Annotated in this window: 19 protein-coding genes; 13 read left to right on the top strand and 6 right to left on the bottom strand. The window is 63.6% G+C overall.

Features of this window, described 5'->3' with window-relative positions; translation table 11 throughout:
• Positions 1-8 precede the first annotated feature (8 nt).
• Positions 9-1,556, top strand: coding sequence for a murein biosynthesis integral membrane protein MurJ (murJ, locus tag WDB88_RS04960; RefSeq protein ID WP_339109097.1), 1,548 nt, complete (start codon positions 9-11; stop codon positions 1,554-1,556).
• A 33-nt stretch (positions 1,557-1,589) separates the two neighbouring features.
• On the opposite strand, the gene WDB88_RS04955 is transcribed toward murJ, so the two are convergent.
• Complete coding sequence (locus WDB88_RS04955; protein WP_339109096.1) at positions 1,590-2,273, bottom strand: rhomboid family intramembrane serine protease; 684 nt, start codon at positions 2,271-2,273, stop codon at positions 1,590-1,592.
• A gap of 168 nt (positions 2,274-2,441) precedes the next feature.
• Here WDB88_RS04955 and trpS point away from each other — a divergent pair, with 168 nt between their 5' ends.
• From trpS to rnhA, 4 genes are all read left to right on the top strand, one after another.
• Positions 2,442-3,494 carry a tryptophan--tRNA ligase gene (gene trpS, locus WDB88_RS04950; protein ID WP_339109095.1) on the top strand — a complete coding sequence of 351 codons (1,053 nt, stop codon included), beginning with the start codon at positions 2,442-2,444 and terminating at the stop codon, positions 3,492-3,494.
• Positions 3,495-3,630: 136 nt separating this feature from the next.
• Positions 3,631-4,578 (top strand): 4-hydroxy-3-methylbut-2-enyl diphosphate reductase, encoded by a 948-nt coding sequence (gene ispH / locus WDB88_RS04945; RefSeq protein WP_339109094.1) that lies wholly within the window; start codon positions 3,631-3,633, stop codon positions 4,576-4,578.
• Entirely contained in the window at positions 4,578-5,012 is a 435-nt protein-coding gene (locus tag WDB88_RS04940) for a hypothetical protein (RefSeq protein WP_339109093.1), read from the top strand. Before ispH ends, WDB88_RS04940 begins: the two co-directional genes overlap by 1 nt.
• Positions 5,013-5,066: 54 nt before the next feature.
• Positions 5,067-5,525, top strand: coding sequence for a ribonuclease HI (gene rnhA, locus WDB88_RS04935; RefSeq protein ID WP_339109092.1), 459 nt, complete (start codon positions 5,067-5,069; stop codon positions 5,523-5,525).
• Positions 5,526-5,622: 97 nt separating this feature from the next.
• Here the strand turns inward: rnhA and WDB88_RS04930 are convergent, their stop codons facing one another.
• Both WDB88_RS04930 and WDB88_RS04925 read right to left on the bottom strand, forming a co-directional pair.
• A complete protein-coding gene (locus WDB88_RS04930) occupies positions 5,623-6,339 on the bottom strand; it encodes an LrgB family protein (RefSeq protein ID WP_339109091.1) in 717 nt (238 codons plus the stop codon).
• A complete protein-coding gene (locus tag WDB88_RS04925) occupies positions 6,336-6,692 on the bottom strand; it encodes a CidA/LrgA family protein (RefSeq protein WP_339109090.1) in 357 nt (118 codons plus the stop codon). The genes WDB88_RS04930 and WDB88_RS04925 overlap by 4 nt, the downstream gene beginning before the upstream one ends.
• A 273-nt stretch (positions 6,693-6,965) precedes the next feature.
• Between WDB88_RS04925 and smc the strand changes: the two genes are divergently transcribed.
• The 7 genes from smc to WDB88_RS04890 all read left to right on the top strand — a co-directional run bounded on the left by smc (position 6,966) and on the right by WDB88_RS04890 (position 15,001).
• Positions 6,966-10,424 (top strand): chromosome segregation protein SMC, encoded by a 3,459-nt coding sequence (gene smc, locus WDB88_RS04920; RefSeq protein WP_339109089.1) that lies wholly within the window; start codon positions 6,966-6,968, stop codon positions 10,422-10,424.
• A gap of 20 nt (positions 10,425-10,444) precedes the next feature.
• On the top strand, positions 10,445-10,912 hold the full coding sequence (locus WDB88_RS04915) for a YbjN domain-containing protein (protein WP_339109088.1): 468 nt from the start codon (positions 10,445-10,447) through the stop codon (positions 10,910-10,912).
• A gap of 118 nt (positions 10,913-11,030) precedes the next feature.
• Positions 11,031-11,495 (top strand): RidA family protein, encoded by a 465-nt coding sequence (locus tag WDB88_RS04910; RefSeq protein ID WP_339109087.1) that lies wholly within the window; start codon positions 11,031-11,033, stop codon positions 11,493-11,495.
• The gene (locus WDB88_RS04905) at positions 11,488-12,255 is read left to right on the top strand and encodes a glycerophosphodiester phosphodiesterase family protein (protein ID WP_339109086.1); all 768 of its coding nucleotides are present in this window, start codon (positions 11,488-11,490) and stop codon (positions 12,253-12,255) included. The genes WDB88_RS04910 and WDB88_RS04905 overlap by 8 nt, the downstream gene beginning before the upstream one ends.
• A gap of 45 nt (positions 12,256-12,300) precedes the next feature.
• Positions 12,301-13,467, top strand: coding sequence for a GNAT family N-acetyltransferase (locus WDB88_RS04900; RefSeq protein ID WP_339109085.1), 1,167 nt, complete (start codon positions 12,301-12,303; stop codon positions 13,465-13,467).
• An 85-nt stretch (positions 13,468-13,552) separates the two neighbouring features.
• Positions 13,553-14,509 carry a mechanosensitive ion channel domain-containing protein gene (locus tag WDB88_RS04895; protein WP_339109084.1) on the top strand — a complete coding sequence of 319 codons (957 nt, stop codon included), beginning with the start codon at positions 13,553-13,555 and terminating at the stop codon, positions 14,507-14,509.
• A gap of 78 nt (positions 14,510-14,587) precedes the next feature.
• Positions 14,588-15,001, top strand: coding sequence for a 4a-hydroxytetrahydrobiopterin dehydratase (locus WDB88_RS04890; protein WP_339109083.1), 414 nt, complete (start codon positions 14,588-14,590; stop codon positions 14,999-15,001).
• Positions 15,002-15,091: 90 nt separating this feature from the next.
• Here WDB88_RS04890 and WDB88_RS04885 read toward each other — a convergent pair whose 3' ends face one another.
• The 3 genes from WDB88_RS04885 to WDB88_RS04875 form a co-directional block, all read right to left on the bottom strand.
• Positions 15,092-15,448 carry a YigZ family protein gene (locus WDB88_RS04885; RefSeq protein WP_339109473.1) on the bottom strand — a complete coding sequence of 119 codons (357 nt, stop codon included), beginning with the start codon at positions 15,446-15,448 and terminating at the stop codon, positions 15,092-15,094.
• 1 nt (position 15,449) lies between these two features.
• Entirely contained in the window at positions 15,450-16,394 is a 945-nt protein-coding gene (locus WDB88_RS04880; protein WP_339109082.1) for an aldo/keto reductase, read from the bottom strand.
• Positions 16,395-16,481: 87 nt separating this feature from the next.
• Positions 16,482-16,970, bottom strand: coding sequence for a peroxiredoxin (locus tag WDB88_RS04875; RefSeq protein ID WP_339109081.1), 489 nt, complete (start codon positions 16,968-16,970; stop codon positions 16,482-16,484).
• A 78-nt stretch (positions 16,971-17,048) separates the two neighbouring features.
• On the opposite strand from WDB88_RS04875, the gene WDB88_RS04870 reads away from it, so the two are divergent.
• Positions 17,049-18,248: an FAD-dependent oxidoreductase gene (locus WDB88_RS04870; RefSeq protein WP_339109080.1), complete on the top strand. Its 1,200-nt coding sequence runs from the start codon at positions 17,049-17,051 to the stop codon at positions 18,246-18,248.
• Position 18,249: the final 1 nt, after the last annotated feature.

The raw sequence follows: 18,249 nt of genomic DNA, 5'->3' as shown, positions 1-18,249 counted from the left end.
GCCATGCGATGAAGGCAGGACGGCTGGTCAGGGGCTTCCTGACGGTGGGGCTATGGACGCTGGGCAGCCGCGTTCTGGGCTTTGTGCGCGATATGATGATGGCGGCCTATCTGGGCACCGGACCGGTGGCCGAGGCCTTCATGGTGGCGTTTTCGCTCCCCAATATGTTCCGCCGCTTCTTCGCGGAAGGGGCGTTCAACATGGCGTTCGTGCCGATGTTCGCAAAGCGCGTCGAGGCGGGCGAAGACCCGCATGGCTTGGCCCGCGATGCCTTCAAGGGGCTGTTCGGCGTGCTGTTTCTGTTTACCATCCTCGGCACGATGGCGATGCCGTGGCTGGTCTGGGCGATGGCGGCGGGCTTTGTGGGCGATGCGCGCTTCGATATGGCGGTCGATTTCGGGCGGATCACTTTCGTCTATATCCTCTTCGTGTCGCTGGTGGCGCTTTTATCGGGCATTCTCAATACGTTCGGGAAATTCACCGAAGCCTCTATCGTGCCGATCCTGATGAATGTCATGTTCATCCTTGCCATGCTGGCGGCCAATCAGGCGGGCTGGGATATGGGCACGACGCTGGCATGGACGGTGCCCGCCACGGGGGTCGTGCAATTCGCCTTCGCATGGGTTGCCGCCCATAAGCTCGGCTACACGCTTTTGCCCGGTCGCCCGCGCATGACACCGGAACTCAAGCGCCTGCTGATCATTGCAGGCCCTGCAGTGCTGGCGGGCGGCGTGGTGCAGATCAACCTGCTGGTGGGGCGTCAGGTGGCCTCTTTCACCGAAGGGGCTGTGGCATGGCTGAGCTATGCCGACCGTCTCTACCAGTTGCCTCTGGGCGTCGTGGGCATCGCCATCGGCACCGTGCTCTTGCCCACCCTCTCGCGCCATCTGCGCGCAGGCGAGGAAGCCGAGGGCCGCGAGAGCTTTTCACGCGGGGCGGAATTCGCGCTGTTTCTCACGCTACCTTCGGCAGTGGCGCTGGTGGTGATCGCGCCGCAACTGATTTCGGTGCTTTATGACCGTGGCGCATGGCGCGCCGAAGACACCGTCGCCACGGCGCTGGTTCTGGCGATCTATGGCGTAGGTCTACCGGCTTTCGTGCTGCAAAAAGTGCTGCAACCGGTCTTCTATGCCCGTGAGGACACCCGCCGTCCCTTCTATTATGCGCTGGTCTCGATGATGGTGAATGCCGGTGCCGCCATCGGGCTGATGCCCCTGATCGGCTTTTCGGCAGCGGCTTTGGGCACCACGATTTCCGGCTGGGTCATGCTGGCCCAACTCTGGTGGGGCGCGCGTAATATGGGCCTCTCGGCCCGCCCTGATGCGCGCTTCTGGAAGCGCCTGTGGCGGATCGCGATCGCCTGCGCGGTGATGGGCGTGCAGCTTCGCTATACCGCCGACTGGCTCGCGCCGACGCTGGCAGATCGCGGTGCCCGCTGGGGCGCGCTCGGGCTTCTCTGCGGTTCGGGGATCGTGGTCTATTTCCTGACCGCCTTCGCGCTCGGGGTCTTCGGGCTGGCGGAGTTCAAGGCCAATCTGCGCCGTCGCCGGAAATAAACAGAAACGGCGCCCCACAGGGCGCCGTTTGCTTCAGCGACGGTTGCGCAGCTTCGCGAGCACCCGCCCCCAGCCACCGGGCGAGACAAGGAAGCTGACCAGAAAGCCCACGATGAACCCCGCCAGATCGGCGATCCACTGGTCGGTGCCGCCGAAGATCACGCTGAACAGCAGCTGGATGCCCATCAGGAACCCGATCAGCTGGAAGGCCTGCATCCGGTTGCCACGGGTATGGCCGAGATAGGTCCATTGGATAAAGCTGAACGCCCCGATCAGCCCATAGGCCGCCGGATAGCCGCCATAAAGCGCGCTCTGGGTGAAGGGCAGCGCGGTATAGATCAGCGCCGCCAGAATGGACGAGGCAAAGAACACCACCGCCACGGCCCAGCCACGGAACACCTCGCCCACCATTTTGCCAAGCGCCAGAATGAACACCAGCACGAAGGCGGCATGGGTGAAGCTGCCATGCACAAAGGGATAGGTCACCACCCGCGCCATCTGCTTCCACGGATGCACGCCCGCCTCCATCATCGCCCGCATCAGGTTCGGGTCGTAGGCAAAGCGTTGCAAGGCTTCGGGCCGCCAGACGATACCGTTCTGGAACAGCCCCGCCTGCCCCAGCCCGAACATCAGCTCGCCGATGATGATGGGGGCCGCCAGCAACCAGACGATAGGCGGTAATTTGTTAAGCGGGCCTTCAGTGTAACCGGAGCGCATAGAGGATCCTTCGTATTGGGTGGCGCCGATATGGGGCGCAAAGGCCGCCCGTTCAACCAAGAAAGGGCCGGGAACCGATATAGAGCCGGGCCAGACATTGATCCCCGCCGCATTTGGGGATAAGCGAGCAAGGACGATATTACCAGCCTGCATGCAGGGGAGCCGCAGATGAGCGATACGACCGTAACCCCGCCCGTTACTCCAAATGCAAATTTCAAGCCGCGGATCTTCTCCGGCATCCAGCCGTCCGGCAATCTGACGCTGGGCAACTATCTTGGGGCCCTCAAGCGCTTTGCCCAGAAGCAGGACGAGGGGATCGAGACGATCTACTGTCTGGTGGATATGCATGCGATCACCGTCTGGCAGGACCCCGAGGCGCTGCGCCGCCAGACCCGCGAGGCGGCTGCCGCCTTCATCGCCTCGGGCGTGGACCCGTCGAAATCCATCCTCTTCAACCAGTCCCAAGTGGGGGCCCATGCCGAGCTGGCATGGCTTTTCAACTGCACCGCGCGTCTGGGCTGGATGAACCGGATGACCCAGTTCAAGGATAAGGCGGGCAAGAATGCCGAGAAGGCCTCGCTGGGTCTTTACGCCTATCCCGCGCTGATGGCCGCCGATATCCTGCTCTATCACGCGACGATGGTGCCGGTGGGCGAGGACCAGAAGCAGCATGTCGAGCTGACCCGCGATATCGCCAATAAGTTCAACCATGACTTCGGTGTGGATTTCTTCCCCGAGCCCGAACCGCTGATCGAGGGCGCGGCCACCCGCGTCATGAGCCTGCGCGACGGGTCGAAGAAAATGTCGAAATCCGACCCCTCGGATGCAAGCCGCATCAATCTGACCGATGACGCCGACACGATCGCCAAGAAGTTCCGCAAGGCCCGTACCGATGCCGAGCCGCTGCCGGAAGCCGTCGATGGCCTCAGCGAACGCCCCGAGGCCCGCAATCTGGTGAATATCTACGCAGCCCTCGCCGATATGACTCAGGCGCAGGTGGTGTCCGAATTCGCAGGCAAGGGCTTTGGCGATTTCAAACCGGCTCTGGCCGATCTGGCGGTCGACAAGCTGGCACCGATCTCCACCGAGATGAAACGCCTGATGGATGACGTGACCGAGATCGATCGCATCCTTGGCAAAGGCGCAGAACAGGCCGATGCCATCGCCCGCCCGATCGTCGAGAAAACCTATGACATCATGGGCATGGTGCGCTCGCGCTGATTTTTCCCGAGTTACGGGCCGCACCGGCCCGTAACCGCGGGAGAACGGGGGCTCGATGCCCCCGAAGCCCGCACCCCCTTGGCAGAACCCGCCATCCTGCCTACCTTCAAGCCTAATGGCCCCAAAGGACATCTCCATGAAACAGCCGCTCAACCTCTATCTCGCAGCCCCCCGTGGCTTCTGCGCAGGCGTGGACCGCGCCATCAAGATCGTGGAAATGGCCTTGGAAAAATGGGGCGCGCCGGTCTATGTCCGCCATGAGATCGTCCATAATAAATTCGTCGTCGACAGCCTGCGCGACAAGGGCGCGGTCTTTGTCGAGGAACTCGACGAATGCCCCGATGACCGCCCCGTGATCTTCTCGGCCCATGGCGTCCCCAAAGCCGTCCCCGCCGAGGCCGCCCGCCGCGAGATGGTCTATGTCGATGCCACCTGCCCGCTGGTCTCCAAGGTCCATATCGAGGCCGAGCGTCACCACGCCGCAGGCCTCCAGATGATCATGATCGGCCACGCAGGCCACCCCGAGGTTCTGGGCACCATGGGCCAGCTCCCCGAGGGCGAGGTCCTGCTGGTCGAGACCGAAGCCGATGTCCCCCATCTGACCCCCCGCGACCCCGAGGCACTGGCCTTCATCACCCAGACCACGCTCTCGGTGGATGACACCGCAGGCATCGTGGCGGCCCTGCAAAAACGCTTCCCCAAGATCGTCGGCCCCGCAAAGGAAGACATCTGCTACGCCACCACCAACCGTCAGGCCGCCGTCAAAGCCATCGCGCCGAAAATCGACGCGCTTCTGGTGATCGGCGCGCCCAATTCTTCAAATTCCCGCCGTCTGGTCGAGGTCGGCTCCTCCGAAGGCTGCAGCTACAGCCAGCTGGTCCAACGTGCCACCGATATCGACTGGCGCGCACTCGAAGGCATCTCCTCCATCGGCATCACCGCAGGGGCCTCGGCCCCCGAGGTGCTGATCAACGAGGTCATCGACGCTTTCCGCGACCGCTATGATGTCACCGTCGAACAGGTAGAAACCGCGCAGGAACGGGTGGAATTCAAGGTCCCCCGCGTGTTGCGCGAAACCGCTTGATGCGGGCCTCGCGCAGCCACTCCGGCCGCCCCTCGATCCCGCGCAAGGCACTGGCTGTCACGGCCCTTGCCTGCCTGCCGCTGGTCTGGGCCGTGATCGCCACACGCGACGGGCAGCTCACCCTGCCCATCACCATCACCCCGCGTGACCTCGCCGCCTTCTGGGCGCTGATCCTGCTGGCGCTCTGGGCCTTTCGCGCAGCCCAAAAGATGCAGGCCAGCACATCGCTCCTGCTGGCCCATACCCTGCCCTTCTTCGCCACAATCGCGGCAATCCGCGCAGGGCTGCCGGTCATGCAAAGTCTCTTTGCCGCGCATCTGGTCACACTCATCATCGACCTGATCCTGAAGAACCGCCGCCCCGAATGGTGGGCCCGCCTGCGTCTGGGCGAAAGCCTCCTGATCCTCGCCTGTCTCTACGCGCTGATCCCCTGAGCCTCTGGACCACAATAGCCCTTGCCGCTATCACAGGCCGCAAAGGAGACCCCCATGCCCGACCTATTCGCCTATACCGACGGAGCCTGCTCCGGCAATCCCGGCCCCGGTGGCTGGGGGGTCCTGCTTCTGGCCAAAGATGGCGAGACCATCGTCAAGGAACGCACACTCGAAGGCGGCGAAGCGGACACCACCAATAACCGCATGGAACTTCTGGCGGCCATCTCGGCGCTGGAAACCCTCGCACGGCCCTCTAAAATCACCATCGTCACCGATAGCGCCTATGTCAAAAACGGCGTCACCGGCTGGATCTTTGGGTGGAAACGCAACGGCTGGAAAACCGCCGCCAAAAAGCCCGTGAAAAACGTCGACCTCTGGCAGCGGCTGGATGAGGCCCAAGCCCGCCATGATGTCACATGGGAATGGATCAAAGGCCACGCAGGCCACCCCGAAAACGAACGCGCCGACGAATTGGCCCGCTCCGGCATGGCCCCGTTCAAACCTTCGAAATAACGCGCAAACATTGGCCAGAGGCGCCGCGCAGGCCCTCCAAAGGCCTGCGCCGTAAGAAACTCTTGCGCCGGCCCGCAGGGTCGGCGCGCCGCCTGGTTCAGAAAAACCAGCCCATCACCAATGGCGCGATGATCGCGGTCAGGATCGCATTCAGCCCCATCCCGATCGAGGCAAATGCCCCCGCCTGCTCATGCACCTGAAAGGCCCGCGCTGTGCCGATCCCGTGGGCCGCAACCCCTGTCGCAAGCCCCCGCGCGCGCCAGTCGCGCACGCCGATCAGGTTCAGCAAAGGCGACACGATAATCGCCCCGATCATCCCCGTCAGCAGCACCAGCGCCGCCGTCAAAGTGGGCTCGCCTCCGAGGCTCTCGCTGATGCCGATTGCCACAGGCGCGGTGGCCGATTTCGGTGCCAGCGTGGCCAGCAGGCTGTGATCGGCCCCCAAAGCCCAGGCAATGCTCAGCGCAGAGATCACCGCCGTGGCACTGCCAACCACAAGCCCCACCGTGATCGGCAGCCATGTCCGCTTGATCTCGCCGCGATTGGCATAAAGCGGCACCGCGAGGCAGACCGTCGCCGGACCCAGCATGAAATGCACGAATTGCGCGCCCTCGAAATACTGGTCATAGGGCGTGTTGGTCAGCGTCAGCAGCACCCCCAGAAACAGCACCGCAAGGGCAACCGGATTGGCCCAGGGCTTCCGCCCCGACGCACGGAAAATCGCATCTCCCGCCCAATAGGCAAAAAGCGTCGCACAAAGCCACAGAAGCGGCTGCGAGGCGAGATAGGACCAGATCGTGAAAGCATCCCTCATTTGCCGCGCCCTCCCTTGGTGAGGCGCAGCGTAATGGCAAAGGCCGCAGCCCCCGCCATCAGCGCCAGCGCGGTCGACCCGAACAGCGACAGCCCCAGCGCAAGCCCGTGGCTTGTCAGCGTGTGAAGATGCGCCACCACCCCCACCCCGACCGGCACGAAGAGAAGCGACAGATGCGACAGCAGCCCCTTGGCCGTCGGCTGCACCAACGCGCGCAGCCGTGCCGAGGCAAACAGCCCCAGCAGCATGAAGATCATGCCCAGAACCGGTCCCGGCAAAGGTAGCCCCACCCCGCGCGAGATGACCTCGCCCAGAAGCTGGAACAACAAGATGAAAGCAAAGGCAGCGACCATGATCCCTCCGGCACCCGAAACCGTAAAAAGATGTCCTCCCGATGCGTCAGCTATGGCACTGTGACCAACGCTCCACAAGGCAATGACCTCCGAAGCAATACACAGACTTGCGATAAATGCGATAATCTGGGGATAAATCGGCCTTTCCCCGCGCGCGACTGTGTCTTTGAATTGACACATGACAGATCGGCTGGGAAAAGGCGGCCTTATCCGGTGCCCTCGGGGGCCAAGATATCTGCGCGCTTCGCGCATCCTGTAGAAGGAATGGTGCCCTTGCGTTTCACCCGCTTGCGTCTGAACGGCTTCAAAAGCTTCGTCGACCCCACCGATCTGGTCATTCAGGACGGGCTGACGGGGGTTGTCGGCCCCAATGGCTGCGGCAAGTCGAACCTGCTTGAGGCGCTGCGCTGGGTGATGGGGGAAAACCGCCCCTCGGCGATGCGCGGCGGTGGCATGGAGGATGTGATCTTTGCGGGCACCTCCTCGCGCGGGGCGCGTAACTTTGCCGAGGTCGTGCTGCAGATCGACAACGAGGAACGCCTCGCGCCCTCGGGCTTTAACGACAGCGACCTTCTGGAGATCACCCGCCGCATCACCCGCGATGTGGGCTCGGCCTATAAGGTCAATACCAAGGATGTGCGCGCCCGCGATGTGCAGATGCTCTTTGCCGATGCCTCGACGGGGGCGCATTCGCCCGCACTTGTACGTCAGGGCCAGATCAACGAGCTGATCAACGCCAAACCGAAAGCCCGCCGCCGCATTCTGGAAGAGGCCGCAGGGATTTCCGGCCTTTATCAGCGCCGCCATGAGGCAGAGCTGCGGCTGAAGGCCACCGAGGCCAATCTGGAACGCGTCGATGATGTGATCGACCAGCTGGCCTCGCAGCTGAACAGCCTTGCCCGTCAGGCGCGTCAGGCCGCGAAATACCGCCAGATCGGCGAGGAGCTGCGCCGCTCCGAGGGGATGCTGCTGTACCGGCGCTGGCTTGAGGCCGATGAGACCCGCCAAGAGGCCGAAAAGGCTCTCAGCGCCATCATCGCCAATGCGGGTGTGGCCGAACGCGCCGCCCGTGACAGTGCCGAGCTGCGTGCCAATCTCGAAGAGATCCTGCCGCCCCTGCGCGAGGAAGACACGGTTGCCACCGCCATTCTACAGCGGCTTGTTCTGTCGCAGGACCAGCTGTCGCAGCAGGAAGCGCAGGCCCGCACCCAGATCGAGATGCTCAAGGGCCGGATTGCCCAGATCGACCGCGATATGGAGCGCGAGACCGGCCTGAACCGCGATGCGGGCGAGACCCTGGAACGGCTGGAATACGAGCTGCGCCAGATCACCCGTGACAGCGCGGGCCATGAGGATGCGCTGGCCGCCGCCGAAGAGGCCGCCGCCGAGGCCGCCGAAGTTGCCCGTGACCGCGAAGAGATTCTTGACCAGCTGACGGGCGATGTGGCCCAGCTGGCCGCCCGCCACCAGTCTGCCGAACGCCAGCTGGCCGATAGTCAGGCCGCAACCGAGCGTTTCGACCGCGCAGCCGCCGCTGCCCGCGTCAATGCCGCCGAGGCCGAGGAGGCGCTGGCCGAGGTCAATGACCGGATGGAGGCCGCCCGCGAGGCTGCTTCCGAGGCCACCGATATGGCCGATCAGGCCGAAGAGGCGCTGCATGGGGCCGAGGACCTGCGCGCCACCCTTGAGACCCGCGAAGGCGAGGCCCGCGAGGCCCGCGCCGAGGCCGAAGGGGTGATAACCGCGCTGAAATCCGAAGTCAGCGCCCTGACGCGCCTTCTGGACCGCGAGGCCATGTCGGGTCCACAGATCCTTGACAGCATTACGGTTTCCAAGGGCTATGAGGCCGCTTTGGGGGCGGCTCTTTCCGATGACCTCAATGCCCCCGAAGCGGCGGGCAATGCGGGCTCGGGCTGGCTGACCCTGCCGCCCCTTGGCGATGCCCCCGCTCTTCCCGCCGACGTGCCCGCGCTGGCCGATTACGTGCAGGCACCCGAGGCTCTGGCCCGCCGCCTGTCGCAGATCGGCGTGGTGGAGACATGGGATCAGGGCGACCGCCTGCATCAGGACCTGCGCTCCGGCCAGCGGATCGTAACGCTTGCCGGCGACCTCTGGCGCTGGGACGGGCTGCGCGCGGGCGCCGAAGATGCGCCCTCTGCCGCCGCGCAACGTCTGCGCCAGCAAAACCGCCTGAGCGATCTGCGCGCCGATCTGGCCGAGGCCGAGGCCGCCGCCCAATCCGCCGTGCGCAACCATGAACAGCTGAAGCAGAAGCTGGCCGATGCCAATCTGGCCTATACCCGTGCGCGCGACGCCCGCCGCGAAGCCGACCGCCGCATGGGCGAGGCGCAGCGCCAGATGTCGAAGGCCGAAGCCGACCGCTCGGTCACCGAAGGCCGCCTTGAAGCCGCACGTCAGGCCGAGGGCCGCCATGGCGAGGAAGCCCGCGCCGCCCGCGAGGCGCTTGAAGAAGCGCAGGCCGCGATCAATGCCCTACCCGCTTTGTCCAAGGCTCGCCAAGAGGTGGATCAGGTGAAGATCACCGTGGAAGCCGCGCGGATGACCATGCTGACGCGGCGCTCGGCGCAGGATGAGGTCCGCCGCGAGGGCGAGGCCCGCGCGCGCCGCCAGACGGAAATCACCGAGCAGCTTGCGGGCTGGAAGACCCGCCTTGCCACCGCCGAACGTCATGGCGCCGAACTGGCCGACCGCCGCGCCGAGGCGCTGGAAGAGCTGGAAGAGGCTATGGCCCTGCCCGAAGAGCTTAACGAACGCCGCGACGAGCTGCGCGAACAGATCCAGGAGGCAGAGGCGCGCAAATCCAAGGCCTCGACTGCGCTACAGGATGCCGAAACCCGCCTGCGCACCGCCCAGACCGTCGAACGCGAGACGGAAAAACAGGCGTCAGAAATCCGCGAAGCGCGGGCGCGGGCCGAAACCCGCGTGGAATCCGCGCGTGAGGCGCTGACGCTGGCGGTGGACTGGATCAGCGACGAGATGGATCTGGCCCCCGAGAGCCTGCTGAAATCGCTGGAGATCGCGCCCGAGGATATGCCCACGATTTCGAAGCTTGAGAAGGCGGTGGCCGAGCTGAAACGCGACCGCGATGCTTTGGGGGCGGTCAACCTGCGCGCCGAGGAAGACGCGCGAAGCATTCAGGAAGAACATGACACGCTATTCACCGAGAAGGGCGATCTGGAAGATGCCATCGCCAAGCTGCGCGGCGGGATCAACGGGCTGAACCGCGAGGGGCGCGAGCGTCTGCTGGCCGCTTTCGAGCAGGTCAACCAGAACTTCCGCCAGCTGTTCACCCATCTGTTCTCGGGCGGCGACGCGCGTCTGGCGCTGGTGGAATCCGATGATCCGCTGGAGGCGGGCCTAGAGATCATGTGCCAGCCGCCGGGCAAGAAACTGTCGACGCTGTCGCTTCTGTCGGGGGGCGAGCAGACACTGACCGCGATGGCGCTGATCTTTGCCGTCTTCATGGCGAACCCCGCGCCGATCTGTGTGCTCGACGAGGTCGATGCGCCGCTGGATGACGCCAATGTCACCCGCTTCTGCGACCTCTTGGACGAGATGACCCGCCGCACCGATACCCGCTTTCTGATCATCACCCACCATGCCGTGACCATGAGCCGCATGGACCGTCTTTTCGGTGTGACAATGCAGGAACAGGGTGTAAGCCAGCTGGTATCGGTCGATCTGAAAAAAGCCGAAGCAATGGTCGCCTGAGACGGACCATAAGGACCCACATGAAACAGTTTCTTCTTCCTCTTGCCTGTATGGGCCTTCTGGCGAGCGCCGCGACGGTTCAGGCCGCGGCGGTCACGGCCAAACCCAGCACGGTTTCCGCCTTCCTCGAAGCATATGGCCTGCCGGTCACGCAGGGCACGGATGACTCGGGTGATCCGATGCTGGACAGCCGGATCAACGGCACGCATTTCTCGGTCTATTTCTACGGCTGCCGTGGCAATACCAACTGCCGGACCATCCAGTTCTCGACCGGCTACGATCTGGACCAGCCGATGAGCGCGACCATGATCAACGAATGGAACCGCAATAACCGCTTCGGACGTGCCTATCTTGATGACGAGGGCGACCCCTTCCTCGAGATGGACATCAATCTGGATGGCGACGGCGTGAACGAGAAAAATTTCGATGTCTCGCTGGACCTGTGGAAGGCCGTCACCCGCGATTTCGAGCATTTCATCGACTGGTAAGCCCCTGCCTGCATGACAGGTCCATGAAAGGGCGCGCGGCGGGTGCATTCCCCTTGCGCCCGCATCCATGCGCGCCTAGCGTCCGGTGCACGCTTTTTGCGCGCATCATGAGGACCCCATGTCGAAAATCGAAACCCGCCTGTCCGACCTGAACATCACCCTGCCCGCCGCCCCCGCGCCTGCAGCGAATTACGTGCCCTATGTGATCACCGGAAACCAGCTTTATGTCTCGGGACAGATCTCGGCCAGCGCCGAAGGTCTGGTCACGGGCCGTCTGGGCGAAACGATGGATGTGGCCGAAGGCGCTGCCGCCGCGCGCCTGTGCGGGCTGGCGCTGATTGCGCAGGCGAAAGCCGCGCTTGGCGATCTGGACCGCATCACCCGCGTGGTCAAACTCGGCGGTTTCGTCAATTCCACCGCAGAGTTCATCGACCAACCCAAAGTGGTGAATGGCTGCTCCGACCTGATGGTCGAGGTCTTCGGTGATGCGGGCCGCCACGCCCGTTCGGCGGTCGCCACGCCCGCCCTGCCGCTGGGTGTGGCCGTAGAGATCGACGCCGTCTTCGAGATCGCAGATGCTTGACCCGCGCTTCCTCAGCCTGCCCATCGCGCATCGGGCCTTTCATGACCGCGCGAAGGGCCGCCCCGAAAACAGCCTGGCCGCCATTCGTGCCGCCATCGCGGCGGGCTATGGCATAGAGATCGACCTGCAGCTTTCGGCAGATGGCGTGGCGATGGTCTTCCATGACTATTCTCTGGACCGCCTGACCGACGCGACCGGCCCGCTGCATGCCCGCAGTGCCGCCGAGTTGCAGGCCATCTATCTGCGTGATGCCGATGAGGGCATCCCGACATTTGCCGAAGTGCTGGATCTGGTGGCAGGACAGGTGCCGCTTCTGGTCGAGATCAAAAATCAGGATGACCCCGACGGGGCGGGGCTTGGCCCGCTGGAACAGGCCGCGGCAGAGGCGCTTGCGGGGTATCAGGGGCCGGTCGCTGTGATGGGGTTCAACCCCGCCTCCATCGCCCTGTTCCATGCGGCAGCCCCCGCTGTGGCGGTCGGGCTGACCACCTATGCCGAATGGTCGGCCGAAGATTTCCCCACCCTGAGCGAGGACCAGCGCGCCCGCTTGCGCGGGATCGCCGATTATGACCGTGTGGGGGCCTGCTTTATCTCGCACCACTGGAAAGACCTCGGCATGGCGCGGGTGGCTGCCCTGAAGGCCGAGGGCGCGCATATCCTGTGCTGGACGATCCGCAGCGACGCAGAGGAAGCCAAGGCCCGCGAGATTGCCGAAAACGTGACCTTCGAGGGCTATGCCTCGGCCCTGCCCGCGGCTTGACCTGCGGCGTGATCCGGTCATCATCGGCTCCGACAGGAGCCTGCGATGACCGATCAGATTGAACTGGAACTGGCCGAGGGCGTCTCGGCCATCGACCCCGCTTTGTGGGATAGCTGCGCCTGCCCTGAGACCCGCGACGGCGGGCGCCCTTATGACCCTTTCACCACGCATCGCTTCCTTTCGGCGCTTGAGGCCTCGGGGTCGGTCGGGCGCGGCACGGGCTGGGACCCGCGCCCCATTGTGGCCCGCGCGGGCGAAACGGTGCTGGGCGTGGCGCCGCTTTACGTCAAATCCCATAGTCAGGGCGAATATGTCTTTGACCACGGCTGGGCGGATGCTTTTGAGCGCGCGGGCGGGCAATATTACCCCAAGCTGCAATGCGCGGTGCCCTTCACGCCCTGCACGGGCAGGCGGCTGTTAACCGCACCAGATCACGCCGAGACAGGCCGCGCCGCCCTTCTGGCGGGCATGGCGCAGGTGGCGGAAAACAACGGGCTGTCCTCGGTTCATATGACCTTCTGCCTTGAGGATGAGGCCGATCTGGCCGAAGGCGCGGGCTATCTGCACCGCCATGGCCAGCAATTCCATTTCTACAATCAGGGCTATGCCGATTTCGATGCCTTCCTTGCGCAGCTCTCCTCGCGCAAACGCAAGGCGCTGAAAAAGGAACGCGCCCGCGCTCAGGGCTTTGGCGGCGAGATCCGGCAGCTGACAGGCGATGACATCCGCCCGGAGCATTGGGACGCCTTCTGGGAGTTCTATCAGGACACAGGCGCGCGCAAATGGGGCAGCCCCTATCTGACGCGGGCCTTTTTCGACGCGCTGCACGAGATGCGCGAGGATGTGCTTCTGGTGCTGGCGCTGCGCGAAGGCCGCCCCATTGCGGGCGCGCTTAACCTGATCGGGCGCGATTGTCTCTATGGCCGCTATTGGGGCTGTATCGAGGATCACCCCTATCTGCATTTCGAGCTGTGCTACCATCAGGCGGTGGATTACGCGCTGGCCCACGGGCTGGCGCGCGTGGAAGCGGGCGCGCAGGGCGAACACAAACTGGCACGCGGATATCTGCCCCATATCACCCATTCGGCGCATTGGATCACCCACCCGGGTTTGCGCCACGCGATTTCGGACTATCTGGAGGCTGAACGCGCGGCAATCGACGAGGATGTCGAGGTCATGACCGAGATGGGGCCCTTCCGGAGCAAGGGTTGAAGTCTGCTTGGCCTGCCTCTATCCGCCGCGCAGAAGGCCTGCATAAACAAATGCCGCGCCCAGATAGATAAAGGACCGAAGACGCATGGACGAGCTGAACCTGCAAAACCTGACAGATGTAAGCCAATGGATTACCCCCGAACGGGTCGATGCCGTGGTTCTGGCCACGCTCAATGTGCTCACCGCGCTGGTGATCCTGATCATCGCCCTGTTCATTTCGGGCTGGGCGAAGGGACGTATCTCGCGGCTTGCGGCGCGGCATCGCCGCCTTGATGACACGCTTTTCGGCTTTCTGGGCAATATCGCGAAATATCTGATCCTCGCGATCGGCTTCATCTTCATTCTCAACCGCTTCGGCATCCAGACCACCTCACTGGCCGCTCTGATCGGTGCCGCCGGTCTGGCCATCGGCCTGGCGCTTCAGGGCACGCTGTCCTCGCTGGCCTCGGGGGTGATGATCATCATGTTCCGCCCCTTCCGCGTGGGCGATTACATCGCAGCGGGCAGCGAATCCGGCACCGTGACCGAGATCTCGCTGTTCTATGTCATCCTAAAAACCTATGACGGCATCCAGATCGTGGTCCCGAACTCGGATATCTGGTCGTCTTCGATCACCAATTATTCGGCCAATACCACCCGCATGATGGATCTCACCATCGGCATTTCCTATGACAGCGACATCAAACTGGCCAAGGAGATCCTGCAGAAGATCGTCGACGAAGACCCGCGCGTGCTGAAAGACCCCGCCCCGACCATCGGGGTAAAAGAGCTGGGCGACAGTTCGATCAACCTGCTGTTCCGCGCGTGGTGCAATACCGATGTCTACTGGAAATTCCGCTGGGAGCTGTTCGAATTTGTCAAAAAGGAATTTGACGCGAATGGCATCGGCATTCCCTTCCCCACCCGCGAGATCGTGTTCGACAACAAACTGGAGATGGTCAAACTGAAAGACCAAAACCCCCAAAAGCGGCTTTCCTCCGGTTTGGAAAACGGGACGGAAACCGGTGTCGGGGCGGTGACGCAGGAAGACAAATTGAAGTAAGCCGCAAATCGGCTACACTGGCGCGACACAACAGGCGGGCGGGAATTTCCTGCCCGCTTTCCAAAGGGATCACCGGATATGGCAAGCAAGCTGAACCAAGACGAACGCGCCTCTCTTCTGCCGGTTCTACAGGAGAATGGCTGGCGGACGGCCAAGCAATCGGACGCCATTCGCAAGGTCTGGAAATTCGAGAATTTCGAGCAGGCTTGGGGCTTCATGGCGCAGGCGGCGCTGCTGGCCGAGAAGATGGACCACCACCCCGACTGGCGCAATGTCTATAACGTGGTGGATGTCGAGCTTTCGACCCATTCCTGCAAAGGTCTCAGCATTCTGGATTACGAACTGGCCCGCGCGCTGGATGCCATTCCGCATAAGGGCAAGGTGCTGTTCCAGTCCCCCCTGCCCGAGCGCGAACCCGGTCAGGACGAGGTTGATGAACCCGACCCCCGCCCCGATCTGGGCACCGATCTGAGCGAGGATTTTCTGGACTAGGCAATAGGTTCGAAAACGCGCGGCAGATAGCCGGCGGGGTCGGCTCTGCCGGAACACGCGCATGTTCCGGCCCCTCGGTCGGCGGGGGGATCACGCCCCCCGCAGGTCCTCGATATAGATCCGCACGGCGTCTTGCACATGGCGGAAACGGTCGCCGCCCAAGTGTTTGCCGCCATACCAGCGGGTGACCACGATCAGATGGTTCTCCAGCCCCTCGCGTTCCAGCATCCGCAGGATCACCATGCCCGCGCCCGACTCGCCATCATCGTTTTTCACCGGCGCCTCGGGCGTCAGAAGACCCCATGTGTTATGCGTGGCCTTGGCGAATTTCTTGGTACGGCAGAGGTCCCTGATCAGCGCCTTGGCCTCGTCTTCCGAGGCGCAGGGCGCGCCGGAGACCGCATATTTCGAGCCGCGGTCGCTGATGATATTGTCGATGGTGGTCAGCTTAGCCATCCGAGGCCGCCTCCAGCTTGGCCATCGCCTCGTCATTCAGGTGCAGGTCGATCGCGTCCAGAAGGGTCTCTAGCTGCGCCATAGTCGAGGCCGAGACAATCGGCGCCGACACGCCCTCCCGCGCCATCGCCCAAGCGGTGGCCACCTGTGCCATAGGCGCACCCATGCCATCCGCCACCTCCGACAATGCCCCCAGAATGCGAAGGCCCCGCGCATCCAGATATTTCGCCGCATGGCGGGCACGGGGAATGCCGTTGAAATCGTCCGGCTTGCGGTATTTGCCAGACAGAAACCCTGCCGCCAGCGTGAAAAAGGTCACGGCCCCGAGGCCCTGCGCCTTCACCAGCGGCAGCAGGTCCTGTTCAAATCCGCTGCGCGCCGAAAGGCTGTATTCGGGCTGGACCACCTTGATCCCCGTCACATTCATCTGCCGCGCCAGAGACAGCGCCGAGGCCAGACGGTCGGGCGCGAAATTCGACGCGCCCATCGCGCGGATCTTGCCCTGAACGCGCAGCATCTCGAACGTTTCCAGAACCTCTTCCTGCGGCACATCCCCGTCATCGGCATGGGCAAAATAGAGGTCGATATAATCGGTGCGCAGACGGGTCAGCGACTCGTCAATCGCGGCCAGAATATTCTCGCGCCGCAGCCCCTTGCGCCATGACAGCTTGCCCACCTTGGTATAGATCACCACATCGTCGCGCCGCTTGCGGGCGGCCAGCCAGTCGCCGATCATCGCCTCGGACTCGCCGCCCTGCATACCCTCGCCCCAATAGGAATAGCTGTCGGCGGTATCAATCGAGGTCACCCCCGCCTCCACCAACCGGTCCAGCATGGCAAAAGAGGTCGCGCGATCTGCCGTCCAGCCCAGAACATTGCCGCAAAAGACGAAGGGAGAAACAGTCAGGCCCGATTGGCCAAGCGGTTTATGCTGCATAGTGATCCCCCTCTAGGCGCGGCACGAAAAATGGCCCCGAAGGGCCATTGGTGACGGGATTTCCCGCCCTTTTCAAGATGGGGCAATTCAGATCGCCTCAAGCATGCTCTCACCGCCCGAGATATCGCAGGTGCCTGCGTTCTCTTCCTTGTGCAGAACTTTCACCACGCCATCCACGACATACATCGCATAGCGCAGCGAGCGGTCCTTGAAACCGATGGCGGGGGCCGAGAAGTTCATCCCGATGGCGCTGGTGAAGGCGCTTTCCGCATCGGCCAGCATGGTGATGCCCGCAGCCCCCGCGCCGGTCGATTTCGACCATGCATCCACCACGAAGGGGTCGTTGACGGTGATGCAGATCACCTCGTCCACGCCCTTCTCGGCAAATTTCTCGCGGGTACGCATGAAGCTCGGGACATGGGCGGTGGTGCAGGTGCCGGTAAAGGCGCCCGGCAGACCGAAGATCACCACTTTGCGGCCTTTCATCTTGTCACCAAGGCTTACGGTTGTCGGGCCTTCGCCGCCAAGCGCCAAAAGGGTTGCCCCGGGAAGCACGTCGCCTTCACTGATCGTCATGTCGCTCTCCTGTCGCGTTGCACATGTTTGCCGGTAAGTTATAGGGTTCGGCAGCAAGAGCACCAGAGGGAAAGAGAAATGTCAGGTATCGTGATCATCGGGGCTGGACAGGCCGCAGCCTCTCTGGCGGCCAAGCTGCGGACCGAGGGCTATGAGGGCGCGGTGACGATTATCGGCGAGGAGCCTGTGGCGCCCTATCAGCGCCCGCCCCTGTCAAAGGCCTATCTGCTGGGCGAGATGCCGCTGGAGCGCCTGACCCTGAGGTCGCCGGAATTCTGGGCCGAGCAGAACATCACCCTGAAGCTGGGCACGCGGGTTGATCGCATCGACCCTGCCGCGAAACGGGTGCGTATGGCGGGCGAGGTGCTGGGCTATGACCAGCTGGCGCTCTGCACAGGCGCTGACCCGAAACGCCTCGCCCCTGCCTTGGGCGGCGATCTGGGCAATCTCTTCACCATCCGTAATCTGGCCGATATCGACGCGCTAGAGCCGCAGATGGTGGCGGGCAAGCGTCTGGTGGTGATCGGCGGCGGCTATATTGGCCTCGAGACGGCGGCAGTGGCGCGCAAGCTGGGGCTGGAGGTCACTCTGGTGCAGGCCTCCGAGCGGATCCTGCGCCGCGTGGCCTGCCGCGAGACGGCGGATGCGGTGCGCGCGCTGCATCAGGCCGAAGGGGTGACGATCCTTGAAGGCACCAGCCTGCGGGAACTGCGCGGGGATGGCGTGGTGGACAGTGTCGAGCTGGTGGATGGCACGGTTCTGCCCGCCGATCTGGTGGTGGTGGGCATCGGGGTTACCCCTGCCACGCGGCTGGCCGAAGAGGCGGGGCTGGTCTTAGGTGATGGTATCGTGACCAACAGTCAGGGCCGCACCTCGGACCCGCATATCTGGTCGGCAGGCGATTGCGCCGAGATCAACCTGAACGGCGCGCGGATGCGGCTGGAATCGGTGGGCAATGCCATTGATATGGGCGAGCTGGTGGCCTGCAATATGCTGGGCGCGGGCAAGGACTATCAGCCCAAGCCGTGGTTCTGGTCGGATATGTTTGCCTCCAAGCTGCAGATCGCGGGCTGGAATGGCGGCTATACCCGAGTGATCGCGAAGAACGTGGATGGCCAGAGCTTCTGGTATTTCCGCGACGATCAGCTGATTGCGGTGGATGCGCTGGATGCGCCAAGGGCCTATATGGTGGGCAAGCGCCTGATCGAGGCGGGGTCGGATGTGACCCCCGCCGAGGTTGAGGCGGCGGTGGACCTGAAAACATTGATGCGGCGGTAAA

This window comes from Thioclava sp. GXIMD4216 (assembly GCF_037949285.1).
GTDB lineage: Bacteria > Pseudomonadota > Alphaproteobacteria > Rhodobacterales > Rhodobacteraceae > Thioclava > Thioclava litoralis.
Note: the sequence above shows the minus strand (reverse complement) of the source record. Positions and strands in the feature narration are given on the sequence as shown.